This window comes from Betaproteobacteria bacterium (assembly GCA_016720925.1).
GTDB lineage: Bacteria > Pseudomonadota > Gammaproteobacteria > Burkholderiales > Usitatibacteraceae > UKL13-2.
In genome coordinates, this window is the sequence record JADKJR010000011.1 from 1 (window position 1) to 23086 (window position 23086).

A 23086-nucleotide genomic window follows, 5' to 3' on the forward strand; every position below is an offset into this window, starting at 1 on the left:
GCGGGACGGTCACTACACCCCCTGACCGCGCCATCGCTTTCACTGACGGTCAGTGGCGCCTATGCGCCGAATGATCCTTCGGTCCGCACCGTGTACCACCGGCAAAACGATGCACAAGGCATCTATACCGCAGCCACCGGAACAGGCCCCTTTGCCGCGACCCTGACCGGGCTGCAGCCAGGTAAGAAACATCGTCTCACTGTTCGCCGTTGACGCGATGGAAGGCACGTCAATAAATACGTCAGGCGCCGGCATGGGCGGTACTAGCTCGATGATCGGCGCGCCGATCGCCTTTGCGTTCATGGCGGTCAATCCCCGGTGATCACCACGGCTCACCGCTGCCGGCCGGGACTGTCGGCAGCGCCTACAGCCAGCAACTCGCCGTGACGAGTGCTGCCGGGACAATTTCGCTTGCCCGCACCGCCGGCACCTTGCCGGGCGGATTGACGCTGTCGCCTGCCGGGCTTTTGTCTGGCCCGCCTTCACCAGGCACGTCGACGTTTACGGTGACCGTCACCGATTCATTCGACAGCACGGCGAAGGACTTTCCTTGACTATCAATCGGGCAACTCCCACCGTTGCCGTCACACCGCACGGTGCTTCAACAACGGCACCAGCGTCACCTTCACGGCGACCTTGACCGGTGGTTTCCTCGACAACAGGAAGCTTGAACTTCAGGCGGGCGCCACCGTCATCCACCGGCTGCGGCGCGCAGGCCCGTCACCAGCAATAGCGCATTGTTGCACGACCAGCACGCTGCAGGCCGGGGCCTGTCGATCACTGCGGTGTATAGCGGCGATGCAGATAATGTAGGGTGCGACCTCGCCAGCCTTCACGCACGTTACGAGCAAGATCTCCACGACCACGGCCGTCGGCAGCAGCGCCAATCCGGTCACAGCCTTTAGCGCCGTCACCTTCCTGCCGTCGTCAGCGGTGCATCACCCACCAGTACCCGCAACTTCAAGAGCGGCGGGACCCCATCGGCGGTTGCGGTGCAAAGACCCGGCGTCAACTTCGCGCAATGCACGACGACAATCGCAACTCTCGGTACGCGCGTGATCACCGCCGATTACAGCGGCGACGCCAACAATGACGTGAGCAGCGGCACCCTGAGCGGTGGCCAATTTGTCACCCCTCCCGTTATCGCCGTCGCTCCTCCAACGCTGCCGGGCGGTGCTGTCGGCGCTGCCTACAGCCAAACCCTCGCCGCCAGCGGCGGGACGGTTGCCTACACTTTTGCGTTGTCGGCCGGTATGCTGCCTGGCGGTCTGACGCTTTCCAGCGGCGGGCAGTTGAGCGGCATACTCACCGCAGTCGGCACCTTTAACTTCACCATTGCCGCCACCGACGCGAACGGCTTCATCGGTGCGACCGCCTATGCGGTGACGATCAACCGGGCCAGACCGTCACCTTCAGCCCCGCCTCGCCGATGTCGTTGGGCGCCGGCCCGGTGACGCTGACGGCCACCGCATCCAGCGGCCTGACCGCATTCATCTTTTCCACCAGCAGCGCGGCCGGCATCTGCACTGTTTCAGGCAATCAACTCACCCTCGTCGGCGTCGGCACCTGTGCCCTCACCGCCACCCAACCAGGTGACCTCACCTACCCAAGCGCGTCGGCCAATGCGAATGTGGTCATCAACCCGGCCTTTACCGCGGTGCATTCGCGTAAAACGCACACCGGCGTGGGACCATTTGACCTGCCCATCAATACAACCCTCATCGCGCCCTTGGTGACGGTCGAGCCGCGTGTCATTGGCAGCGGCCACACCATCGTGTTCCAGTTCAACGGCCCGGTTGCGAACGCGGGGCCGCGAGCACCACGGTTGGTGCGGTGGCGGCCACCGCGGTGGGCAATGAGGTGCTGGTAACACTGACTGGCGTGGCCGATAACCAGCGCGTTGTCGTTACGCTGGCCAACGTCAATGGTTCGGTGAACCCGCCACCTGCCGCCATCGGCTTTCTGGTCGGCGATGTCAACAATACGCGGTCGGTCAATTCGAGCGATCTTGGCTCGGTCAAATCGCGATCAGCTCAAGCAACAACCTCGCTGAATTTCAAGTTCGACTTGAATGCGAGCGGAAGTATCAACGCCTCGGATATTTCGGCGGTCAAGGCGCGCTCGGGGTTGTCGTTGCCGTGAAGCGCCGAGACGAATCGAGATGCCGCGCTTGCCGTGTCGACCTCGATGCATTGTTCGCCGTCAGCACACGCTCGCTGCAGGGTTAAGCGCCAGCGGCACGCGTAAACGCATATTGCCAAACTCTAGCACTGGTGCGGCTTGCTGGCTTTTTCTGCCTGCGAAGGCGCGTTGGTTATAGAGTTTGCCCATTTTTTTCTGCGCGAAGGGAGTCATTGTCGGCCGCGCAATAGATCCATGTCCTAGGCGCGATATGCCTTCAGAATACTGTGAGCCGGGTCCGTTCTATTTCTCCAATTGATGATTCGGATGCATTGATAATTTGATGTTTTCGGCTGGAAGGCAATTCGGCCCAACTTCCACCGCCATTCAACACGTTGAACGATCGAGAAGTCGGAAAGGCGAGACCCAATGAAGTCCGTCAGTACCCGGAGAAAAGCAATCAAACGGCAATCAAAGGGGCCGTGGTCGATATTCCTCACGGCAAATGAAAAGAAACCGACCACGGCCCGAATGGCCAATAAAGCGACATCCCCACGCTTCGCCAAAAGCGATATTCCACGGGTTAAAAATGCGGCGGCCACCTTCATGATTTCCGGAACAGGCGGCCCCGATGTTTACAAAGGGCAAGGATATATTGTCCGCGCACAAAGGCATGAATATTTCCCCCACGGAGTTCATGGCAACGCTGGACAATGCCCTGGATGCGCTGAAGAAAAACAATGTCGGTCAGCGGGAGCAGGAAGAGGTTTTATTTGTGCTCTACAGCATGCGGTCGCAGGTTGTGCTTGTCTGAATCGGGCGGAGTTGAGGGGGAATTGTTGTGCTTTCCATTATTAGTGGCACACAGTATTCCCGTTCGCCCGGAGATCGAAGGGCATTCGCGCCGGAAGCCCTTCGATACGCGAAGCGTACCCTGTCCTGAGGCACTCGAAGGATTAGGGCGAGGGGTACAAATTTGGCAAGGCGAACAGTATTGGATCAAACACTGAGGCTTCCCATGTCCAGAGACGACATAGCCAACGGCGGGCGAGCGTGACGCGGGTCACGTTGCCTGCGCGGGAAAAGACTCGGCGTGATGGCCATTGGGAACTTCTATTTACCTCAATATCTGTCGCCCCGGGAATATTGACCCTCGCTGCTTTGGCTCCGAACTCTATGGCAACGGACAACTTGCGCCGAGCGGCACCAGATCATTCAGCGGCCCGACAAACGAAACCTCCATCACATACAGGCACGCGGGGCCGGGTTTCAGCGGCGTAAAGGTGAGCTTGGTGAGGGTTCGGGATATGCGGGACGGACTTTCCTCACGTACTCGATTGATGCGACGAAGTGTCACCTCGCAGTACCGGACGCGCGCGCAATCGCTCCCCCAATGACTTGCGCGGCCCTGCTCCGCAGCGCGTGCTTTTCTCGTTCGATGAACAGGAATTCCGCGTCGGATAATGACTTGCCGACATCAATCGACGAGGAGACCACAGTGCAAGCACCGCCTTGTGGGGCCCACGCCTGAAGGCTGGTCAAGTCGTCGTTCGCATGCCAGCGCCCCTTCCCTTTCGCCGCCCCTGTCCCTGTCCCATTCCCTTTTCCATTCCCTTTCCCCGCTGCGGCGTCAAAATAGAAATGGTGTTGTTCGCCTCGGCAGAGTCCTGCCGCCGTCAATGCCGGCACGGTGCTCAACGAGACCGACAATGGATGGCGCTCGCGTTCGATGGAATGGGAGTGCGCCTCGAGGGAATTCCAGTCAAAGGACAGGGCAGGCGACGAGTCCGCCAGAAAGCGTTTCAAGGATGCGCGTTGCTCCGCGCTCAATGTGACCGATTTGAAATCGACTGTAAGCGCTTGGGCGCCGGTAAGCGTGCCCAGTAGCAGCAGGCACAGCCCGACTCTCCTGACACAGACGGACTTCATTGAGCCTTTCCTTTCCCTCTCCGCGATCGTTCAGCGTTTTGAATGGCGGTGGACGTTTGGCAGTATTGCCTTGCCAACCGGAAATATCAATTAGTGGCGGATTCAACTTCAACGTGCGAAGGTTGATCATGCGACGCGCTTCAAATATTTCCGCGAAAAATTCCAAGCTCATCGCTGGTCCGTTCGGCGCCATCGGCGACAGGCCCAATTGTCACGAAAGTCCACTTCAGCCCGCTGCCCCGGTGAATATTTCCTGATCAATTGCGGCAGGCCTGTCGTTGCGCGGCGACAATTCGACGCGTGTTTTTGCTGAAAATTGCCGCGCGTAGCGGCTAAAGGGATGCTGGCACATTGTTTGCCTTGTTAGTCGGCTCATTACACTGTGGAGAAGCAGCGTGCGCCTAAAATCAATAATTTGCGCGGTCATCTCAAGTGTCAGTTTTGTTGCGATGCTTGCCTCGCTCGATGCGAGCGCATTGACAGTGACCGGCGTGGTGTCGCGCAAAGCACACACCGGCGTCGTCGGCAACGCGGATCGCGTAATCGACCGCAACGCCGCCATCAGCGGCGCAATCACGGTGGAACCGCGCGCCATCAATTCCGGTCACGCCATCGTGTTTCAGTTTGACGAAACGATTGCCACGGCAGGCAGTGCGTCGGTGATCGACGCATTCGGTGCCACAGCCGGTAGCGCCACCGCGCAGGCATCCGGCAGCACGGTCATCGTCGCCCTCAGCAATGTCGCCGACGCGGGTCGCGTCACCATCCTGCTCAATGGCGTGAACGGCACCCTCGATACACAAGTGTCGGTCGGCTTCCTGCTCGGCGACACGAACAACAGCTATAACGTCAGCGCGGCCGATATCAGTGCGGTCAAAACCCGGTCAGGGCAGGCAGCCAGTATCGCAGCCAACAATTACGGGTTCGATCTCAACGGCTCGGGCGTCATCAACGCCGCCGATATTGCGGCGGTCAAGGCGCGCAATGGCCGTTCGCTCGCATCGGCACAGGCCATTACGTTGACGGATGTGTATGTTGCCGGTTTTGAAAACAATGGAACAAGCGATGTCGCCAAAGTCTGGAAAAACGGGATCGCCACTGCGCTGACAGATGGAACCAATAACGCAGAAGCCACTGCTGTGCATGTATCCGGTGCCGACGTATATGTTGCCGGCCGTGAATTCAATGGCAGCGTATTCGTGGCCAAGGTTTGGAAAAATGGCGTAGCGACACCGCTAACCAATGGAACATTCAATGCAAGGGTTGTTTCCATTTTTGTCTCCGGCGCGGATGTATATGTTGCGGGCTTTGAAGGCAGCGCAACGAACAATGTCGCCAAGGTCTGGAAAAACGCCGTGGCCACAAGTTTGTCGGGCGGAACGAATGACGCAAACGCCTATTCCGTTTTTGTTTCAGGCGCCGATGTTTATGTTGCGGGCTATGAATTCAATGGGACTTACAACGTTGCCAAAATCTGGAAAAACGGTGTCGCCACAATTATCAGCAATGGGACGAGACAGATAGATCTCCGTTCGGTTTATGTCTCCGGCGCTGACGTATATGTTGCCGGTAGTGAGAACAACGGAAACACCTTTGAGGCCAAGGTCTGGAAAAATGGTGTGGCGACAAATCTGACCACACCCGCCAGTGATGGAAATGCCTCCTCTGTTTTTGTCGCCGGTGCGGATGTCTATGTTGCGGGCTCTGAAATCATTGGCGGCAAGCGTGTTGCCAAGATGTGGAAAAATGGTGTCGCCACGGCGCTATCCAGCGGGACAAACCACTTCGATGCGACTTCTGTTTTCGCCTTCGGAACCGACGTCTTTGTTGCCGGCTATGAGCAAAACGGTGTGACATTTTCGAACGCTGCCAGAATCTGGAAAAATGGCCTTGTCACGAACTTATCCGCCGGAACCAATCCGGCGACTGCCTATTCCGTTTTTGCGGCAGCCTCCAACACGCCGGGCTATACCGTCGGCGGCACGCTCAGCGGATTGGGTGCAGGCAAAACCGTCGTGCTGCGTAGTAGAGGCGGCAACAATTTGACGCTGAGCGCGAACGGCGCATTCACCTTTACCAGTGCGCTGGCCAACGGCGCAGCCTATGGCGTGATTGTGCTGACCCATCCAGCGGGGCAGGCGTGCTTCATGAGCAATGGCAGCGGCACAATTGGCAATGCGAACGTGAGCAATGTGAACGTCATTTGCGGCATTGCGGGTGCCAGCGGAAGTCTTGATACAAGCTTCGGCAACGGCGGGTTTATTGTCCATGGCAATGCCGCGGGCGGCAATGGTGCCGACGTGGGCCAGTCCATTGCCATCGATGCGAGTGGCCGCATGGTGGTGAGCGGATACAGCACCGACAGCACGGGAAGTTCAAACATCGCGCTGTGGCGCTACAACGCCAACGGTACGCTTGACACCACCTTCAACGGCACGGGCGTTCTCACTGAAGTGGGAATCTCCTGGAACGGTGCGGCGATAAACGAGGGTGTGGGTGTCGCGATTGATTCGCTAGGCCGCATCGTGGTCGCCTCATACACTCTGACCGACCTCAACAATGGGGTGTGGACGACAGTCGTCTGGCGCTACAACCCGGACGGAACCCGCGACACGACTTTCAACGGTGTCGGTGTCGCCAACTTTCCTTTTGGTCAGATGCAGAGCATCGGCTACGGTGTCACGATCGATGCCAGCGACCGCATCGTCATCGGTGGAATCGCCTGGAATGGCACCAGTTGGGACTTGGCAGTTAGCCGAAATATTGTCAGCGGTGATCTGGACACCTCCTTCAACGCAGTCGGCTACGCGACCCATGGTGGCGCCGCTGGCGGAAATGGCGAAGATGTCGCACAAGGCATCGCCATCGACGGAAGTGGCCGCATCCTCCTGACGGGTGGCAGCGTCAACGCGAACGGCGCCAGTGACATGACGGTATGGCGCTACAACGCCGATGGCACGCTGGATACCACGTTCAACGGCACAGGCTACTTCACCTACGTCAGTCCGAACGGCGGGACGAGCGAGAGGAACAGTGTAGGCAGCACCATTTCCGTCGATTCGACTGGCCGTATTGTCGTCATCGGCCGGAACGTCCCGGTCGCGAATAGCCTCGATGGCGATCTGGCAATTTGGCGCTTCAACAGCAATGGGTCGCTCGATACCAGCTTCAATGGCACGGGCATGGTCACACACCACAGCGCGGCCGGCGGCAATGGCCACGACGACGGTTACGCGGGTGTGATCGACAGCACAGGCCGGATTTATGCGACCGGACTTAGCTTGAACGCGGTCGGCGACTACGACATGGTGCTGTGGCGCTTCACAGCCAACGGCTCGCTGGACACGAGCTTCAATGGCACCGGATTCGTGGTGTATGCAGGTACTGCCGGTGGTATGGGCGCCACTGACGCCGGGCGCAGCCTGAAAATCGATTCCAGCGGCCGGATAGTGGTGACGGGAAACAGCCGCAACGCCGCGAACAACTCGGAAATGGTTATCTGGCGGGTCAATCCGTGATGGGTTGATCACCCTGGTGTCTGCCAGAAGGGCACGCGTTTCGCCTGCGTCAATACCTGCATGCCGCCACGCCAATCAAGGGCAATCGGGATAAGAGGGATTGAGGGGCCCGGACTCATATTTGTTCAAAACAAGTTGCGCCGGCCGGGGGGGGGGGTGGGCGGTGCCCCGCAAACGTGACACTAGGGTAGATGACGTTATCAGTCATCATGCTATGCGGGTCAATACATGCGCACCATTATCGATTTGCCAGAGTCACAACTTGCTGCACTACGTGAGCTTGAACAGCGCAAACATGTTTCGCGGCCGGGGCAGCGCAACGGGGTCTGCGGGCAGAAAAATTGGGGGGGATGAGTCGCCCGCATGAAGGCGCTATTTGATACCAACATCCTTATCGACTATTTGAACGGCATTGCCGCGGCCAAGAAAGAGCTTGACCTCTACGAGTCGCGCGCCATCAGCATCGTCACCGGGGGGGGGGGACGGGCTGGGTGATACAACGCGCGCGTTTCTCAGCTTCCGTCTCAGGGAGCCGATCGCCGAAGGGTCACGGCCGCGAACGTAACCTGAAATTGCCGGATGCCATTATTCTCGCGACGTCACTTGAAACTGGTTTAATGCTGGTGACGCGAAACAGTAAGGACTTCGATGCCAAGCTGCCGGGCGTTCGGCATCCATATCGGGTTTGAAGTACCTTTCATGCGTTTGAGTCCAGGGCCATGGAACTGCAAGTAACTGTGTCGTGTCGGTGGCGTTTATCGCAATGCAGCGTCGTGGTGAATGGCTCATGGCCGCTGCCGTGCAAAGAACGCCCAGATCATTTCCGGTCCGTTCGGCGCCATGGGAGACGGGCCCAATAGTCGCGGACGGCGCCAGTACGGTTGCGGGAGGCCATGTCCCCCGCCGTGAATGGCAACGAGTTCCACTTCCACGATGGGGTCGATGTCTTTGGCGTCCTTGTCTTTGCTGTCCTTGTTTTTAGCGTCTTTCTTCCAGAGAACCTGCTCCACGCTTACACCATCGGCCACCGTGGTCTGAGTCGTTGCGGGCGTGCCGGCGAGTTGGTTGCGGTTTGCAAAATATTGAGCTGACTCTCGCGACGAGCGGACATTGCCGCCTTTGTAAAACAAGCCGAGGAGATTAACCTCTCCGCCCGCGAACGGGACCAGGGGGTCGCGGGTGCCGTTCATGATCATGACGGACGTGCCTTGGCCTTGCGGTGTGCATTTGAAATTTTCCGGCGCCGGTACGTTAGCCGCGACCGCTGCCACCGCACGGAATCGCGAGGGCGCTTCCAGCGCAAGACGCATCGACATGAAGCCGCCCGCTGATACGCCTGTCGCAAACACGCGGCGACGGTCGACATCGATTTCGGTGATGAGCTTGTCGACCAGCGCATTCAGGAACCCGACGTCGTCGACCGCGGCCCCGTTCACGCGGAAATCACCGACTTTGCTGCAGTCGTTCCAATCGAAGGTGTATGCATTGGGATAGACGACAACAAAACCATGTTCGTCGGCCAGGCGCTCGAAGCCATGCCCCGTCCCGATTCGAATTTCCGCCGCGTGTTCACCCGAGCCGTGCATCACCAGCACCAGCGGCGCGCCCTTCGGCAGCCCGCGCGGGACGTAGGTGAGGTAAGTCCGCTTGAGCCCGCCGACCTCGATGGCGCCCTTGCTCAGCGTGCCGGAGAGTGGCGGCGGCGCCGGGTCGGGCGAGTAGATGAAGTATGCGAACAGCGCGGCGGCCAGAGCGATTAGGCCGAGCAAGGTCAGCAGGCTGATACGAAGGAAGCGCAGGAATTTTTTCATGGTGAGGCTTTAGGTAAACAACGGGAGCGTAACACCATGGCACTACTTGGAATCTGTCGCCCCGGACTCACTCCGGGGCGACAGTACAAAAGTAGTGCCATTCGCGTCAGCGTCATTTTTTTGTAAACAAAAAATGCTGCCCACTTTTGTTGGCTATTTGCGCGTCGGCAGAATCGACGTCGCATCCCAGAAAGGTATCGCGCCGTATTCCCATGTCCACGGAACGCCTGCTTCACCAATGATCGAACGAACGATCGCCGGAAAGGCGGGCTCTGCGCGCACGTCGTTCGACAAGATCACCACGCAACGTTTTCCCGCTTCCACGCAGACCCACGTATTGGCGGTGGTGTCGTTGTGCCCACCTTTGAAAAATCCGGGGCCTTGTGGTCCGCTGAAGGCGATGACGCCCAATGCGGCGGACAGTTCAGGGATGTGTGCGGTGGCGGGTTGTGACTGAAGGCTGGGAAACTGGGTGGGGGTTGTGATCGGCAATTGCGGGCGCACCATTTCCGCGCGCGCGGCGGCGCTCAAACGGTCGCCGCGCACATAGCTTGCCGCGAGTTGCGCGACGTCGTTGATCGTCGTGTCCATCGAGCCGGCGGTGCGCACACGGCTGCGCTCGTCATGCGGCTCCACTTTGCCATCGATGCCAAAGCCATCGGCGAGGTTTGGCCGGAAGTCGGCGCGCCATATCAGGCTGGTGCGCGTCATGCCGTTGGGCGCGAAAATGCGGCGATTCATTTCGGCACCGACATCGAGTCCCAGGCCGCGCTCCAGCACAAACTGCAGGAGCAGTATTCCCGCGCCCGAATACGCATAGCGTGCGCCGGGGTCAAAATGCATGCGCAGTTTTCCATCGGGCTCAAGAAAGGCAAAATTGGCAAAGCCCGCGCTATGCGTCAACAAAATGCGCGCGGTGATTTTGCGCCAGCGCTCATCGCCCTCCAGCCCCGCCCATGGCGCATAGGCGCGCGCGTCGGCCGCACTCGAGTAGCTGGGTAGTGGCTGCGGTAAATAGTCCGCAATTGGTCGATCCAGATCGAGCCGGCCTTCATCGACCAGTTGCATCACCAGATACGCGAAGGCGGATTTGGTAAGAGATGCGCCATACATCACGGTATCGTTCAACAGCGGCTCGTTTACGGCATTGCGAACGCCGTATGCCTTGCGAAAAACCACCTTTCCATTGTCCACCACAGCCACCGCCAGCCCACGCGCGCCCGTGGCAGACATGGCCGCCTGCACGGTGGTGTCGATTGCATCAATCCGGGCAAACGGCGTGACGGCGGGCGGAGCCAGCGTGGCGCACGACGTTACGATCAGCGTCATGAGCGAAATGCGCGAAACAAGCACCAAGTTTCGCGGAGGAGACTCGTTTTGCGATGTTGCCGGCATTGTGGTGGTACTCCTGATCGAAAGAGGTCAGCTTCAATTGTATTGAAAACGAGTAACGCGGCTTCCTCTTGTTACCGTGATTTCATCACTTCCCCCTCTGCGCCCGGCCAAAAGCGGCCACCAGTGACAGCGGATCCACCATCGCCATCGCATCCATCGCGACCGGCACACCGTTTCCGCCGTTCACGAAAATCACCAGGCCGTCGCGGGTGGCGGGCTCGATGTAGACGATCGCGAATTCTCCCCAGTCGTTGCCGGTATTGGAGAGAATGGCGCGGTCGCCGAATCGATAGGTAATCCACCCGAGACCGAATTCGGTGACGTCCGGGCAGCCCGCAATCGCTACTTGATCGATATTCGGTTTACAGGCGGCCGGTGCGGGGATGTCGACTTGTCGGCGCAGTCGCTCGGCTGCAACGGCTGGCGTCAGCCCTTCCTGGTTGATGACGCTGATGATGAACGTCGCGTAGTCGCCCGTGGTCACGAACAGGTTGTCCGCCGCGTTCGGTTTTCCCTCCCTGGCAAGATCCGCGGGCTTGAACGCGCCGTCGCGGTCCATCGGCATCGCAGTGCGGCCTTTCATCCAGCTCCGTTCGCTGAATGCGGCACTCTTCATGCCGGCGGGCGCGAATACGGTTTCTTCAACCAGCGATTCAAAGCCCTTGCCGGTCTTCTTTTCGAGATAGCGGCGTAAATATTCATAGCCTTCGCCAGAATAGGTGAAGCCACTGCGGGGTTCGGCGGTGAACGCAAGTTTCTTGTCCTTGTTTTGAAAACGCCAGTTGGAAAAACCGGTCTGATGGCTGAGCGCAATGCGCGGCGTGAGCAGCTTTTGGCGCGGGTCGTTGGCGATATCAGGATCAATCCAATGTGCGGACATCGGCTCGTCGAGCGATATCACTCCGGCCGACACCAGTCGCATGGTGACTTCCGCGGTGACCGGTTTGGCGAGTGAAGCAACGTTGAACATTGTCGCCGCCGTCGCCGGTACCCCGGGCGACTGTTCACCGAACGTCCCGGTCCAGGTGATCCTGCCGTCCCTGATGATCGCAATGCCGACGGCTGCCGCGTTGTGCCGCTTCAAGCTTGCCTCCATGCGCGGGCCGACGTCCGAGAATGCCGGCGCAGTGGATGGTGCCTCAGGTGTGTACGCGCAACCGGCCAGCAGGCTGGCGAAAACAATAACCGGCTGAAAAAGAAAACGGGGTGGATGGATCACGATTCATTCCCTTGGGTTTGAGCGAGTCCGCTCGACCGACAGAGTGAGCCAGTCCACGGCAATTGTCGAGACGCTTGCGACGGGCGACGCAATGAGAACTTGTCCGCAAATAAGCGCGAATGCATGACGCAACAATTTTTGTCTCAAGCAAGGCGTGTTTTTCGCGGCAATAGCGAGCTATTGCAAGAAAACGCAGTGCAGAGTGAGGCAAAAAGGGCAAGCCAGGCATCGCGCCTTATTTGCGGACAAGTTATAGGTTGAGGGAGTTAGCGTGATCTTTCCCACGCTCGTGGTGCGGCGAAAACAAGTTCCAGGTTGGTGATGGCACCGAAATTCCGGCAAAACCCCAGCGCTGGCGCGGCTCCCAGGCCTAAATGTCTCTGCAAGCCTCACCAAATGGCGTTCTGCGTGATATTTCGCGGTGAATTGTTTGCCGTATATGCCCGTGCTACGCTCGCGATCTGGCATCCGTCTCTGGTTTCCCCTCTACACAAATCCACATGTCTTCCTCCGCATTTACCCGCCTGGATTTACATTTTCCAAGCGAGCTGCTATTGCGCGAAGCCAATAGCATCGCCCCTGCGCAATGGGCCCGCCACTTCAACACCGCTTACCACGACGGCGGCTGGCAGGGCGTCGCGTTGCGAGCGATCGATGGCGATGCGACGCGGCTATTTTCCGATCCGACCCGGCGCGCGACGATCGTCGATACGCCGCTGCTGGAAACGTGCCCGGCGATCCAGGCGGCGTTGCGCCAATTTTGCTGTCCGCTGCGGGACGTGCGCCTGCTCCGCCTTGCCCCGGGCTCGCATATTCGCGAACACCGCGACGATGATCTGCGCTTCGAACAGGGTGAAGCGCGACTACATGTTCCACTCCTGACGCATCCGCTGGTGGAGTTTTATGTTGACGACCAGCGCGTGATGATGGAGGCGGGTGAATGCTGGTATCTCGATCTTTCGCGGCCCCACCGCGTGCGCAATGCCAGCCCGATCGCACGCATTCACCTGGTGATCGATTGCGAAGTCAACGATTGGCTGCGCGAGCAAATCGCGCGCGGCGACATACCGGTGCGCGAAGCCATCACCCCTTCGGGCCAGGATCAATTTTTCGCCTTCCGCGAACGCGTGTGGGCAGATCCCGGCCTGGAGCAGCGCCTCATCGGTTGCACGGACAAGGACGTATTCACACAGACCGCAGTGACGATCGGCGAACTGAACGGATTTCACTTCAGCCGGGATGATGTCGCCTCCGCAATGTCGCGCGGCCGGCAAACGTGGCTTTCGCAATGGATGGTTTGATGCATCGGCTCGATTTCCATGGCTGGATTCCCGTGCGCTCATTCTTTCGTGGCGGTGAGATATTCATCGACTGGGCCTACTTCGGCGAACAGAAGCTGCGCGAACCGTTTTTTCGCGATAGCGTGGCCATCGCCATGCGTCTGCCATTCAACCAGGCGTTCCGACGCGAGACATCCGCGGATGAAATGGTGTCGTGGGCGGCGGCGCATCCCGGCGTGGCGCCCACAGCATTTATTTTTCACGCGTCACGTTGCGGCTCAACGCTGATGTCGCAAATGCTGGCGGCGCTGCCATCACACATCGTCATCTCTGAGCCACCCATGCTCGATTCGCTCCTGCGGGCGCACTACTTCATGGCCGGGCTTACCGCGCCGCAGCAGGTCGCGTACGTGCGCGCGCTTGTGATCGCGCTCGCGCAGCCGCGCGCGGGCGAGAACGCATTCGTGATCAAGCTCGATGCGTGGGACATTTTTGAGTTGCCCGTGCTTCGCCAGGCGTTTCCGGATACCCCGTGGATTTTTCTCTACCGCGATCCGCTTGAAATCGCCGTCTCGCAAGTCCGTCAGCGCGGCTCGTACATGGTGCCCGGCATCGTCGGACCGGCACAATTCCTGATCGACCCGAACGAAGCAGCCGCAATGAGCGAGGAGGAATACATCGCCCGCGTGCTCGGCCAGATCCTCGCGCAGGCCGTGCAAATGCTCACGCACGCCAATGGCCATGCGGTGCATTACAATCAGCTGCCCGTGTCGATGTGGAGCGATCTCGCCACTCTGTTCGGGGTGAACGATGTTCCAGCGAGCCGCCAAACGATGCAGCAAGCCGCGAAGTGGGACGCGAAGAATCCCTACTTCGAGTTTGTGAGCGACGCAGAAAGCAAGCAGCGCGAAGCGACGCCGCGTTTGCGTGCATTCGTGGACAAGTGGGCAACACCGCACTACCTTGCGCTCGAACGACTTCGCACCGGATAGACTCGATTGCGCTCAAAAACAAATATGCAGGAGACGTTGCGTGGAACTGGACGCTGAAAAGCTGAAAAAAAGTGGCTTCGAGGGCGCGCTCAACAGCGTGTTCTCGGTATCAATGGCTGGTCAGCCTGAGAGCAGCCAGCCATTCACGCTCACGGAAGTAAAGAATCGTCCGGCGCCGCCGGGATTCGAGCAGTTTTCCCTGTTGTTTCAGGGTGCCGCCGCGGCATTGCTGCCGCAGGGGACTTACATTTTCGCGCACGCAAATTTCGGTGAGCTGCCCCTGTTCACCGTGCCGGTTGGCAAGAACGGTGAATGTGTCCAATACGAAGTCTGCGTATCCCGGTCCACCGAGCACGATTAAGCGCGCGATCGATAGTTTGCGTGCATGCAGGCCAGTTGACATGACTAAGCTCTATCGGCCCGCGTTCTCTTTGGACGGCGTTCTCTTGCGGCAGATGGAAACTGCTGACGAACCCATTTTTCGCGGGCTGTATGCAGAGGTCCGGGCGCCGGAGTTGCGCGGTACCCATTGGCCTGACGCGGAAAAACAGGCGTTTTGCGATTCGCAGTACACGCTGCAGGACCAGCACTATCGCAACCATTACGCCGATTTTGAACCGTGGGCGATCTGCCTGGACGATGTCGTCATCGGGCGCATGTATCTTTCAACCTTCGATGGCCTGCTCATCCTGATGGACATCACGATTGCCGCATCACATCGCCGCAAGGGCATTGGTTCAACGATCTTGTCCGACGTCATCGGGCAGGCGGATTTGCAGGGGCGCGAAATGCGGTTGCACGTTGAAGCGGACAATCCCGCGCGGCGCCTTTATGAGCGACTGGGTTTTGTCGAACTGGAAAGAGGCGACATTTACCTGGAAATGCGCAGGCTGCCCTCGCGCGACTAAAGGCGATGGAACTCCGCGCGCAGGAAATTGCCGGCTCTCGTCGGCACCAGCAGCGCCGCAAAATCGCCCAGCGCCGGGTGACTCAGCAAATATGTATCTTGAGAGAGCCCTTTTGCCTTTGCGTCAAACTTGAGTGAGAACGCGAATTCGTGTGCGGTCGATTTATCGAGGCTCGGGTGCGGATGCCTCGCCGCGCTTACGTCGGTGAGCGTCAGCACGGAAACACGCAAATCTGGTTGCGACAAGGCGGTCGCGCGAAACTCCGTATTCAGGGCGCCACGAAAATCCGACGCCTTCAATCCGGCGTTTTCAATGGCCGCCGCACGAGCGAAATTCGGCACAGCCGTCGCCGCACCCAGCGACGTGGCGGCAGCCAGGAAGCGGCGACGCTTGAGTACGTTTGCGTGACTCATGTTGGAAGCCCTTTGTGACAAACAAGAACGACATGACGAAATTGCATTGCTTTAAATCCTGAAATACCGCTCAAAGTATACTATCGAAGGATAATTGAATTATTCTGCCAAAGCAGAATAACGCAATGTATTATTCACCAGTCTCGATGCATCGCGTGATCGTACAGGATCAAACTCCTGCCAAATAGGAAATACCGTGGCGACACCATTTATCGGCGAAATCAAGATGTTTGCGTTTAACTTCGCACCGCGAGGCTGGGCCTTTGCGAATGGCCAGCTTCTGCCAATAAATCAAAATCAAGCCTTGTTCTCATTGCTGGGCACGACCTACGGCGGCAATGGCATCACGACCTTCGGGCTGCCGAATCTTCGGGATCGCACGCCACTGCATTTCGGCGCCAGCGTTTTCGGCAACATTCCGCAGGGCAGTATTGGTGGTGAGGCGAATCACGCGCTCACGTTGGCAGAATTGCCATTGCACAACCACAGCGTTGTGGCGACAACCGCCGCGGCGCCCGCTACCGCAATCGGACCGGAAGGCGCGTTGCCGGCTACAAGCGCGCATCAGCCTTACCGAAGCGGTGCGGTACAACCGGTCGCGATGAAAGCCGGTCTCGTGCAAAACGCGGGGGCGGACAGCCACACGCCAACCTGCAACCGTATCTGGTGGTCAATTTTTGTATTGCCTTGACGGGTATTTTTCCGTCGCGCAACTAACCATCGACCTTTGCCCCAGCTTCACGATTGAGAAAGACTAAATGCCATGGCGAGTGTTTTTGTTGGTGAAATCAGAATGTTCGGCGGAGATTTCGCGCCACGGGGATTTGCGCGCTGTGACGGAGCCCTGCTCTCGATCGCAGAAAATAGTGTGTTGTTCAACCTGATCGGCACAACCTACGGTGGCGATGGGCAAAATACTTTCGCCTTGCCGGACATGCGCGGGCGTATTCCGATTCACCAAAATAGTACCAACAATATCGGCAGCGCCGGCGGTAGCGAAAATGTCACCTTGGCCGCCACGCAGATTCCGCCACACCCCCATGACCTGCGCGCCGGTGCGGGCGGTACCAAAACAACTTCGCCCGCGGACGCCTGGTTTGCGTCGGGCGGGCCGCAGCAATACGCGAGCAATCGCGTTGCGCCGCTCACCGGAACACTGCAACAGGGAATTACCAGCTTCGTTAGCCCACAGCCACACGACAACATGATGCCTTATGCGACGGTGACGTTCATCATCGCGTTGGAAGGCATCTTTCCTTCCCGAAACTAGGATCACGATGGCTTCTCCATTTGTCGCTGAAATCAGGATGTTCGGGTGTAACTTCCCTCCGAAGGGCAATGCATTTTGTAACGGGCAAATATTGGCCATCGCGCAGAACACGGCTTTGTTTTCGCTGCTCGGCACGACCTATGGCGGCAATGGGACGACAAATTTTGGGCTGCCGAATCTCCAGGGGCGCGCCGTCATGCATCCAGGTTCCGGGCCGGGCCGGACACCCCGCGTATTGGGCGAGGTGGGCGGATCGGCAACGGTCACCCTGCTCGCGAATCAGTTGCCCGCACATTCCCACGGCGTCATCGTGGCAGCAGCCGCCGACGGAACGGCAGATCGCGCCAACGCGACCGGAAACGTGCTGGCCAAGCCCGCTGATTCTGCCTACGCCAGCAGCGGTGCCGCGACATTGATGAACGCAGCAGCGGTGACACCAACCGGGCAGGGTCTCCCGCACAACAATATGCAGCCGTATCTGGCCATCAATTTCTGTATCGCGCTGCAAGGTATTTACCCGTCGCGCAATTGAGTGCGCGTCAGCATCGCGCGTTGCAAACGCAAACCTGAACAACATTTGCCGGAAGCCAACATGACGCAACGCAGCCCGATAGGATTCAATACTTTTTTTGGCGTCCTGGGTTTGATCGCGCTGGGCGTGATGGGTGTGATGGGCAGTCCGGCAATTGCCACCACGCTCACCGTCACCAACCTCAACGACGCAGGCGCGGGTTCGCTGCGTGCCACCGTGGGTGCCGCCTTGGCCACCGATACGATTGTGTTCACACCCACTGGCACCATCGTGTTGGCCAGCCCCATCAGCATTGCCGTCCCAATCACTATCACCGGTCCCGGCGCGAATTTGCTCACCATTTCCGGCAACAACGCGACGCGCATTTTCAATGTTTCCTCGATCGTCACCATTTCCGGCATGACGCTGCAAAACGGTCTGGCCAACAGCGTTGCGTTGCGCGGCGGCGCCATCAGCAACACCGGTTCGCTTACGCTCGACAGCGTGGCATTGAAAGCGAATGTTGCGTACGACGGAGGTGGCGCGATCTACAACGAGAGCGTCAGTGGCGCTACGGGGCAACTCAAGATCAGGAACAGCCAGCTCTCCGGTAATTCGATAAGCGATTTTGCGGGCATTGGCGGTGGCGCGATTCTCAGCACCAGCCTTGTCGGCACGGCGGCATCGGTCACCATTGTGAATTCCACCATCACCGGCAACAGCGCGAACGCTGGCGCGCTGGGCATGACCGGCGGCGGCGTCTATTTTGCGAACGGCGCGTTGAAGCTCGTCAATAGTACCGTGGCGGGTAACAATGCCGGAATTGCCGGCGGCGATATTCATCAGGCGAGCATTGCCGGCACCTCGCTCTCGCTACGAAATTCAATTGTCTCCGGCGGCGTGATCGCGGCTGCCGGCTATACGCCGGACGACATCGACATTTTCCAGCCGCTCACCGCGCCCATTGCTTCGCTCGGCTACAACATCGTCACCAATCGCTCTGCGGGCACGCCGTACGCTCCGACCGATGCAGCCAACGGTACCAACCCGCTGCTCGGTCCGCTCGCCGCAAACGGCGGCCCGACACAGACTCTGCTGCCCGGCGCGACGTCGCCCGCATTGGCATTTGTGCCGCTCGCATCGTGCGTGGATGACCTTGGCGCCGCCCTCGCGCGCGACCAGCGCGGTGTGCTCCGACAGGTCGGCGCAACAACCTGCGACGCAGGCGCCACCGAATCCATCCGCCTCGCCGCGGTGCAATCACGCAAACGCCATGGCGGAATTGACCGCGATCTTCTCGTTGATCGCACCGCGCCAATAAATGGCAGTCTGACGGTAGAACCACGCAGCATTGGTTCGGGACACCAGATCGTATACCAGTTCAACGGGCCTCTCGGCCTGCCGGGAACCGCCAGTGTCGTCGGTTCGAACGCGCTTCCCATCGGTAACGCGGCAACCGTCGTGAACCCCGGCAACAACAATGAAATCATCGTCACTCTCACCGGCATTCCCGACAATAAGCGCGGCACCGTTACGCTCAATACCGCGGGCAGTCTCGTGTCGACAATTCCGGTTTCGATGGGATTCCTGGTGGGCGACATCAACAGCTCGCGCGCGGTCAACGCGAGCGACATCAGCGGTATCAAATCACGATTGGGCTTGGCTGCAAGCGCATCCAGCTTCAAGATGGATGTCAATGTGTCGGGCACGATAGACCCTGCCGATATCTCCGCGGTCAAGGCGCGGTCGGGATTGGTGTTGGCACCGTAATAGTGAGATTTGCACTGCCACTCTGGCAGAGCAGGTTGCCCCCGGTGCGCCATATCTGCGGCGACATTGTGAACTGATTCGTCAAACGCGTCCGCGTATCGGTACTGATGCTGGCTGCCGGAAAAGATCGGCACAAGGAACGCTGCGTGACCGAAACCGCGCGGTCGATGGAATGAAGAAGTGACTTGTCCCGGGATGCTTTCGTCCCCTGAGATGACCGTGGGCGTAGACGACCACTACCGTGCGGTCGATATTTCTTGAATCTTCACACAGGCGCACGTAATTTTCCTTTCCGCTTGTTCCTGGCACCTGCGACAGCGCATGGGCCCAGCATTCATTTGAAAAATGCCTTCGCCGCCAACTCGCCAATCTGCTTTCCCATCGCGGCGCCGACTTGTCCGGAAGTCCGGTAGTGCACGCCGTCGTAGATGCGCGCCAGTTGTACTTCCATCACAAGATCGCCGAGGCGTGTCCATGTGCGTGTGGCGCCCGCCGCCGTCGGGCTGCTGGTGGTGATTGGCGGCGTGGGCCCGTTACCGATCTCCGCTTCAAGCACGCCGCTAAGCGAGCCGCAGACAATGCAGTGCGCGCAAGGGTACTCCGGATGCATCGGCGTATCGATGAACGGTGTCCAGCCGGCGTCGCGCGTGGTGGCGTCGTTACCGTCGATGTCGGCATTGCGGATCGCGGTAATCGGGCGCCAGAAGTTGTAGGTGTACTTGGCGTCGAATATGGCGATCATCGAATCATCCATTGCCACGCCGGCGGCGGCCAGCAGTCGCGCGTTGTGCGTCACGTCGTGACCGGGTGCTACGGCAACAGAGCGCACAATGGGCCAATAGATCACCGGCATGGTCGCCTCCCAGAATCGCGCAATGTCGGTTTGCTCCTTGGTGCGCTGGGTACTGTTGGCCCCGCCCATTGCCTTGACCTCGTTGAAATCCCGTGCCCAGGTTTCACTGTTTAACGCCGGCGGCGGACCGGGCCGAAATTGCTGCGGGCTGGTCATGACCCACGGCTTGCGCAAAGCCACAGCTTGCGCAACCGGAATGATGGTTGGCACATAGTGACCCGCGGTGGTGTGTGGCCGGTAAGCATCGGGGATGGAAAAGGCAGTGGCGTCGCTCGCCCGCAGCGCAAGAACGGCAGCGGCCGCTTTTTCACCGACGGTAATGCCGTCGGTCTTGGCCGCGCTTTCGGGCACCAGCGCCAGCGCGGTCTGGTATGCGGCCTCGGTAGCGGCCAGTTGTGCCGGCACGGACTTGGAAAGAATTCCGCGCGTCGCCGCTGCAACGGCTGCGTCCACCGATGCGCCAGGTGCCGCTTCAATGCTGGTGCGGAATGGCGCATGGCGCTTGGTAATCGCATTGACTGCTTCATAAACGGCCACCTGCGTATTCGCCATCAAAAAAATATCTTGCGTATCTTGGGCGCATTTTTGATGTAGGTCAATTTCCCGACCGGCTCGACCAGAAATCATTTATGCTGACAGCAGCGTAACGACTCTCGACCATTGCCAGTCGAGTATGTGGGCTGATCTTTGCGCCAAGTGCTAGTTTCATTTGACGTACCGTGAGCCACGCCATTCCGAGGAGTCGCCATGCTGACACCGACCGCTGCAACGGAGGAAGAATCCGGACACCAGCACGCTTTTCACGTGCCGCAGGCAGCCGGACTGCAGGCATCCCGCATCACGCGGCGCGGCGTCCTCGCTGCATCAATGGCATGGGCCGGCGCAGCACTCACAGGTGGCATCGCACCTGCGTTCGGCAAGAAGCCCGAGCTGCGCCAAACCGCGGAAGATGCACTCGGGCCGTTCTACCCCCTCACCGTTCCCGCCGACCAGGACTTTGATCTCACCGTTGTGGCGGGAAGAGACGGCCGCGCGCAGGGGCAACTGTTGTATGTGAGTGGCCGCGTGCTGAATACGCGTGGCGAGCCGGTCGCCGATGCGGTGATCGAACTCTGGCAGGCCAATGCCTTCGGACGCTACGCGCACCCTGGCGACAACAACCGCGCACCGCTCGATCCCAATTTTCAGGGCTACGCCAAAATCCGCGCCGGTGCCGATGGCAGCTATGGTTTCAAAACCATCAAGCCGGGCGCATACGAAGGCCGCACCGCGCACATTCATTTCGACGTGACGGGGAAAAATACCCGCTTGATCACGCAGATGTATTTCGAGGGCGACGCGAGAAACGACACGGACGGCCTGTTGAAGCGCCGCTCGCCAGAATCCAGAAAGACCCTCATTTCTCGATATGGCAAGCCGTCGGGGCAGCAGGAAAGCAATGCACTGGTGGCGCTGTGGGATATCGTGCTGGCGTCGGGATGATGGGGGCGCACACGTAGCCTCGATGTCGCTGCCCGGCATTGAAGAGCATGGCGGGATCGCGTACCGGCGGAGGCTAATTCATGCGGTCGCTTCTCCGCCCTCCGGCCCCCAGAATACAACCCATGTCGAAAAATCGTCCGTGAAGTTTTCGAAACGATGGACGACGCCCGCTTCGACAAACAGAACATCATTGGCTTTGAATGTGCGCCGCTCATCGCCCTTCACAAATTCGCCGGATCCGCTGACAATGATGTAGAGCTCGTCCTGCGTATGCGGCTGTTGCGCATCCTGGCCGCGCGGCGCGTACAGGCCCACGCGCATGCTTCCATGGCGCAAAGGGTAATCAAAGCGCTTGCCATCGGTGCGTGCGGCGATCGCCTCTTCCACGCTCGCGAGCGAAAATTTCCAGTCGGTTCCAGCCATGCGATTTCTCTCCAGAAAAACCATGCAGATACTCTACACATAACCGATCAATCCGGTTCCCGCGCGAAATTCATGATCCAGTTGGTTTCCCATGTTGCGCCAGCGTCGACAGAGAATGCCTGCTCCCAGCGTGGCCTGTCCGGTTCAGGCATGGTCCACAGGAAACGCACCCGAATCGGCCGTTCGTCCAGCGTGTCGTCCGCGTAGAACGTGCCAACGCCTTTTTCAAAATGCCCGACAACCGGTGCGTCGAGTGTGCCCGGATGCCGGCCATCGAGCCACCAGATTGACCATTGCCCGGTTTCATCGTTGAACGAACGCAGGGTCACCGCGCGGTAAGCGCCGCCCGGCAGGTCGAGCGTGTTGTCGTCGAGATTGCCGATGCCACCCAGAATTTTCTGCACGACCGATGTGCCCGTGAATTCAATCCACTCATTGCAACCGACGAGGCGCAAGTTCAGCCTGCGGTGCGCGACGCGCCAGCGCCCGATGAAAAAATCGAAGTCGCCGGCACTTGATTGGGTCGTTGGCGTCATTTGACGGCCTTGCCATTTTCATCGACGCGCTCGAACCGCATCTTCCATGTCAGCATCCAGGTTTTCCCGCCATCTTGCGAGTCGAGCGCCTCCCACGTCACCTCGTTTTTCGAGATACGCCGCCATACTCCGCGCGCAAGAAAGGTCTTGCCGTCGATGACCTCCGAGGCAGTCCACGTGCCGACGCCGTCGACAAATCGGCCATGTGCCGGCAGTTGCAGCACGCCCGTGCCCGCCGAGACCCAGGCGTCGGACCAGGTGCGTTTTTCGCGGTCAAAGGTCCGCATGGCACTGCCGAATGGCTCGCCCTTGTCGTTTCGCAGCTCTTCCACGCTGACAAGCCCGTCAAGCAGCGTGAAGAATTTCGCCTTTGTCTGAAACTCGATCCATTCTTCGCGGCCGCTGCCCGGCTCTTTCATTTTTCGATTGGACACGCGCCAGTTGCCGTCGAGAAAGGTAAATCCTTCCGCTTCGGTAGGATAGGCACCAGGAATTTTGTTCGCTGCGGCAGATTGGCTGGACATAACGGTAACGGCTCCCATGAAAATGGCCGCAATGATGCCGGCGCGGATTGAAAAGAAAGATGTGTTGGTTGCATTTGGATGCAGCATGCGGACTCCCGTTTGATTGGTGAGCGTGCAGCATAAAGCGCGAT

27 protein-coding genes and 2 pseudogenes are annotated in these 23086 nt (G+C 59.1%); 16 read left to right on the top strand and 13 right to left on the bottom strand.

What is annotated here, in order from left to right; all coding sequences use genetic code 11:
• Positions 1–39: 39 nt before the first annotated feature.
• A complete protein-coding gene (locus tag IPP88_15590) occupies positions 40–303 on the bottom strand; it encodes a hypothetical protein (GenBank protein MBL0124079.1) in 264 nt (87 codons plus the stop codon).
• Between IPP88_15590 and IPP88_15595 the strand changes: the two genes are divergently transcribed.
• Positions 294–554, top strand: coding sequence for a hypothetical protein (locus IPP88_15595; protein ID MBL0124080.1), 261 nt, complete (start codon positions 294–296; stop codon positions 552–554). The two genes, IPP88_15590 and IPP88_15595, sit on opposite strands and share 10 nt — an antisense overlap.
• 120 nt (positions 555–674) lie before the next feature.
• Here IPP88_15595 and IPP88_15600 read toward each other — a convergent pair whose 3' ends face one another.
• Positions 675–914 (bottom strand): hypothetical protein, encoded by a 240-nt coding sequence (locus IPP88_15600; GenBank protein MBL0124081.1) that lies wholly within the window; start codon positions 912–914, stop codon positions 675–677.
• Positions 915–992: 78 nt separating this feature from the next.
• On the opposite strand from IPP88_15600, the gene IPP88_15605 reads away from it, so the two are divergent.
• The 3 genes from IPP88_15605 to IPP88_15615 are packed head-to-tail and all read left to right on the top strand — an operon-like array spanning position 993 to position 2142.
• Positions 993–1454 carry a putative Ig domain-containing protein gene (locus IPP88_15605; GenBank protein MBL0124082.1) on the top strand — a complete coding sequence of 154 codons (462 nt, stop codon included), beginning with the start codon at positions 993–995 and terminating at the stop codon, positions 1452–1454.
• Positions 1451–1870 carry a hypothetical protein gene (locus IPP88_15610; protein MBL0124083.1) on the top strand — a complete coding sequence of 140 codons (420 nt, stop codon included), beginning with the start codon at positions 1451–1453 and terminating at the stop codon, positions 1868–1870. Before IPP88_15605 ends, IPP88_15610 begins: the two co-directional genes overlap by 4 nt.
• Positions 1861–2142 (top strand): hypothetical protein, encoded by a 282-nt coding sequence (locus tag IPP88_15615; GenBank protein MBL0124084.1) that lies wholly within the window; start codon positions 1861–1863, stop codon positions 2140–2142. Before IPP88_15610 ends, IPP88_15615 begins: the two co-directional genes overlap by 10 nt.
• A gap of 239 nt (positions 2143–2381) precedes the next feature.
• Here the strand turns inward: IPP88_15615 and IPP88_15620 are convergent, their stop codons facing one another.
• A complete protein-coding gene (locus IPP88_15620; protein MBL0124085.1) occupies positions 2382–2729 on the bottom strand; it encodes a hypothetical protein in 348 nt (115 codons plus the stop codon).
• Between the two features lie 23 nt (positions 2730–2752).
• Between IPP88_15620 and IPP88_15625 the strand changes: the two genes are divergently transcribed.
• The gene (locus IPP88_15625) at positions 2753–2935 is read left to right on the top strand and encodes a hypothetical protein (GenBank protein ID MBL0124086.1); all 183 of its coding nucleotides are present in this window, start codon (positions 2753–2755) and stop codon (positions 2933–2935) included.
• Between the two features lie 360 nt (positions 2936–3295).
• Here the strand turns inward: IPP88_15625 and IPP88_15630 are convergent, their stop codons facing one another.
• On the bottom strand, positions 3296–3478 hold the full coding sequence (locus IPP88_15630; GenBank protein ID MBL0124087.1) for a hypothetical protein: 183 nt from the start codon (positions 3476–3478) through the stop codon (positions 3296–3298).
• Positions 3475–4050 (bottom strand): hypothetical protein, encoded by a 576-nt coding sequence (locus tag IPP88_15635; protein ID MBL0124088.1) that lies wholly within the window; start codon positions 4048–4050, stop codon positions 3475–3477. The genes IPP88_15630 and IPP88_15635 overlap by 4 nt, the downstream gene beginning before the upstream one ends.
• 395 nt (positions 4051–4445) lie before the next feature.
• Here IPP88_15635 and IPP88_15640 point away from each other — a divergent pair, with 395 nt between their 5' ends.
• Positions 4446–7568, top strand: coding sequence for a hypothetical protein (locus tag IPP88_15640; GenBank protein MBL0124089.1), 3123 nt, complete (start codon positions 4446–4448; stop codon positions 7566–7568).
• A 363-nt stretch (positions 7569–7931) separates the two neighbouring features.
• A pseudogene (locus IPP88_15645) lies at positions 7932–8257 on the top strand (VapC toxin family PIN domain ribonuclease).
• Between the two features lie 96 nt (positions 8258–8353).
• Here the strand turns inward: IPP88_15645 and IPP88_15650 are convergent.
• From IPP88_15650 to IPP88_15660, 3 genes are all read right to left on the bottom strand, one after another.
• Positions 8354–9379: an alpha/beta fold hydrolase gene (locus tag IPP88_15650; GenBank protein MBL0124090.1), complete on the bottom strand. Its 1026-nt coding sequence runs from the start codon at positions 9377–9379 to the stop codon at positions 8354–8356.
• A 153-nt stretch (positions 9380–9532) separates the two neighbouring features.
• Positions 9533–10708: a beta-lactamase family protein gene (locus IPP88_15655; GenBank protein MBL0124091.1), complete on the bottom strand. Its 1176-nt coding sequence runs from the start codon at positions 10706–10708 to the stop codon at positions 9533–9535.
• A 151-nt stretch (positions 10709–10859) separates the two neighbouring features.
• A complete protein-coding gene (locus IPP88_15660; GenBank protein MBL0124092.1) occupies positions 10860–11993 on the bottom strand; it encodes a beta-lactamase family protein in 1134 nt (377 codons plus the stop codon).
• 500 nt (positions 11994–12493) lie between these two features.
• Here IPP88_15660 and IPP88_15665 point away from each other — a divergent pair, with 500 nt between their 5' ends.
• From IPP88_15665 to IPP88_15680, 4 genes are read left to right on the top strand one after another with little or no spacing between them, the layout of a single operon-like run.
• Positions 12494–13294, top strand: a complete 801-nt coding sequence (locus IPP88_15665) for an aspartyl/asparaginyl beta-hydroxylase domain-containing protein (GenBank protein ID MBL0124093.1) — start codon at positions 12494–12496, stop codon at positions 13292–13294.
• Entirely contained in the window at positions 13294–14265 is a 972-nt protein-coding gene (locus IPP88_15670; GenBank protein MBL0124094.1) for a sulfotransferase family protein, read from the top strand. The genes IPP88_15665 and IPP88_15670 overlap by 1 nt, the downstream gene beginning before the upstream one ends.
• Positions 14266–14305: 40 nt before the next feature.
• Complete coding sequence (locus IPP88_15675; protein ID MBL0124095.1) at positions 14306–14626, top strand: hypothetical protein; 321 nt, start codon at positions 14306–14308, stop codon at positions 14624–14626.
• A gap of 40 nt (positions 14627–14666) precedes the next feature.
• Positions 14667–15173 (top strand): GNAT family N-acetyltransferase, encoded by a 507-nt coding sequence (locus tag IPP88_15680; protein MBL0124096.1) that lies wholly within the window; start codon positions 14667–14669, stop codon positions 15171–15173.
• Here the strand turns inward: IPP88_15680 and IPP88_15685 are convergent.
• Positions 15170–15586, bottom strand: a complete 417-nt coding sequence (locus IPP88_15685) for a hypothetical protein (GenBank protein ID MBL0124097.1) — start codon at positions 15584–15586, stop codon at positions 15170–15172. The genes IPP88_15680 and IPP88_15685 overlap by 4 nt on opposite strands.
• 226 nt (positions 15587–15812) lie before the next feature.
• On the opposite strand from IPP88_15685, the pseudogene IPP88_15690 reads away from it, so the two are divergent.
• From IPP88_15690 to IPP88_15705, 4 genes and pseudogenes are all read left to right on the top strand, one after another.
• Positions 15813–16303: pseudogene (locus IPP88_15690) on the top strand (phage tail protein).
• Positions 16304–16349: 46 nt separating this feature from the next.
• Positions 16350–16856 carry a phage tail protein gene (locus tag IPP88_15695; protein MBL0124098.1) on the top strand — a complete coding sequence of 169 codons (507 nt, stop codon included), beginning with the start codon at positions 16350–16352 and terminating at the stop codon, positions 16854–16856.
• A gap of 7 nt (positions 16857–16863) precedes the next feature.
• Positions 16864–17388 (top strand): phage tail protein, encoded by a 525-nt coding sequence (locus IPP88_15700; GenBank protein MBL0124099.1) that lies wholly within the window; start codon positions 16864–16866, stop codon positions 17386–17388.
• A gap of 60 nt (positions 17389–17448) precedes the next feature.
• A complete protein-coding gene (locus IPP88_15705; GenBank protein MBL0124100.1) occupies positions 17449–19137 on the top strand; it encodes a hypothetical protein in 1689 nt (562 codons plus the stop codon).
• Between the two features lie 334 nt (positions 19138–19471).
• Here IPP88_15705 and IPP88_15710 read toward each other — a convergent pair whose 3' ends face one another.
• A complete protein-coding gene (locus tag IPP88_15710) occupies positions 19472–20542 on the bottom strand; it encodes a vanadium-dependent haloperoxidase (GenBank protein MBL0124101.1) in 1071 nt (356 codons plus the stop codon).
• Positions 20543–20737: 195 nt separating this feature from the next.
• Here IPP88_15710 and IPP88_15715 point away from each other — a divergent pair, with 195 nt between their 5' ends.
• Positions 20738–21472, top strand: a complete 735-nt coding sequence (locus tag IPP88_15715; GenBank protein ID MBL0124102.1) for a protocatechuate 3,4-dioxygenase — start codon at positions 20738–20740, stop codon at positions 21470–21472.
• Positions 21473–21550: 78 nt separating this feature from the next.
• Here IPP88_15715 and IPP88_15720 read toward each other — a convergent pair whose 3' ends face one another.
• The 3 genes from IPP88_15720 to IPP88_15730 are packed head-to-tail and all read right to left on the bottom strand — an operon-like array spanning position 21551 to position 23042.
• Positions 21551–21895: a cupin domain-containing protein gene (locus IPP88_15720; GenBank protein MBL0124103.1), complete on the bottom strand. Its 345-nt coding sequence runs from the start codon at positions 21893–21895 to the stop codon at positions 21551–21553.
• A gap of 47 nt (positions 21896–21942) precedes the next feature.
• Positions 21943–22431 carry a DUF1579 domain-containing protein gene (locus IPP88_15725; GenBank protein MBL0124104.1) on the bottom strand — a complete coding sequence of 163 codons (489 nt, stop codon included), beginning with the start codon at positions 22429–22431 and terminating at the stop codon, positions 21943–21945.
• On the bottom strand, positions 22428–23042 hold the full coding sequence (locus IPP88_15730) for a DUF1579 domain-containing protein (GenBank protein ID MBL0124105.1): 615 nt from the start codon (positions 23040–23042) through the stop codon (positions 22428–22430). The genes IPP88_15725 and IPP88_15730 overlap by 4 nt, the downstream gene beginning before the upstream one ends.
• Positions 23043–23086 lie beyond the last annotated feature (44 nt).

Excerpts from the sequence above, each read along its gene's own strand:
- IPP88_15695 (MBL0124098.1), top strand. The coding sequence starts at position 16,350 with ATGGCGAGTGTTTTTGTTGGTGAAATCAGAATGTTCGGCGGAGATTTC.
- IPP88_15700 (MBL0124099.1), top strand. The coding sequence starts at position 16,864 with ATGGCTTCTCCATTTGTCGCTGAAATCAGGATGTTCGGGTGTAACTTC.
- IPP88_15725 (MBL0124104.1), bottom strand. The coding sequence starts at position 22,431 with ATGACGCCAACGACCCAATCAAGTGCCGGCGACTTCGATTTTTTCATC.
- IPP88_15685 (MBL0124097.1), bottom strand. The coding sequence starts at position 15,586 with ATGAGTCACGCAAACGTACTCAAGCGTCGCCGCTTCCTGGCTGCCGCC.
- IPP88_15590 (MBL0124079.1), bottom strand. The coding sequence starts at position 303 with ATGAACGCAAAGGCGATCGGCGCGCCGATCATCGAGCTAGTACCGCCC.
- IPP88_15720 (MBL0124103.1), bottom strand. The coding sequence starts at position 21,895 with ATGGCTGGAACCGACTGGAAATTTTCGCTCGCGAGCGTGGAAGAGGCG.
- IPP88_15625 (MBL0124086.1), top strand. The coding sequence starts at position 2,753 with ATGTTTACAAAGGGCAAGGATATATTGTCCGCGCACAAAGGCATGAAT.
- IPP88_15670 (MBL0124094.1), top strand. The coding sequence starts at position 13,294 with ATGCATCGGCTCGATTTCCATGGCTGGATTCCCGTGCGCTCATTCTTT.
- IPP88_15705 (MBL0124100.1), top strand. The coding sequence starts at position 17,449 with ATGACGCAACGCAGCCCGATAGGATTCAATACTTTTTTTGGCGTCCTG.
- IPP88_15620 (MBL0124085.1), bottom strand. The coding sequence starts at position 2,729 with ATGAAGGTGGCCGCCGCATTTTTAACCCGTGGAATATCGCTTTTGGCG.
- IPP88_15710 (MBL0124101.1), bottom strand. The coding sequence starts at position 20,542 with ATGGCGAATACGCAGGTGGCCGTTTATGAAGCAGTCAATGCGATTACC.
- IPP88_15655 (MBL0124091.1), bottom strand. The coding sequence starts at position 10,708 with ATGACGCTGATCGTAACGTCGTGCGCCACGCTGGCTCCGCCCGCCGTC.
- IPP88_15650 (MBL0124090.1), bottom strand. The coding sequence starts at position 9,379 with ATGAAAAAATTCCTGCGCTTCCTTCGTATCAGCCTGCTGACCTTGCTC.
- IPP88_15730 (MBL0124105.1), bottom strand. The coding sequence starts at position 23,042 with ATGCTGCATCCAAATGCAACCAACACATCTTTCTTTTCAATCCGCGCC.
- IPP88_15715 (MBL0124102.1), top strand. The coding sequence starts at position 20,738 with ATGCTGACACCGACCGCTGCAACGGAGGAAGAATCCGGACACCAGCAC.
- IPP88_15635 (MBL0124088.1), bottom strand. The coding sequence starts at position 4,050 with ATGAAGTCCGTCTGTGTCAGGAGAGTCGGGCTGTGCCTGCTGCTACTG.
- IPP88_15680 (MBL0124096.1), top strand. The coding sequence starts at position 14,667 with ATGACTAAGCTCTATCGGCCCGCGTTCTCTTTGGACGGCGTTCTCTTG.
- IPP88_15665 (MBL0124093.1), top strand. The coding sequence starts at position 12,494 with ATGTCTTCCTCCGCATTTACCCGCCTGGATTTACATTTTCCAAGCGAG.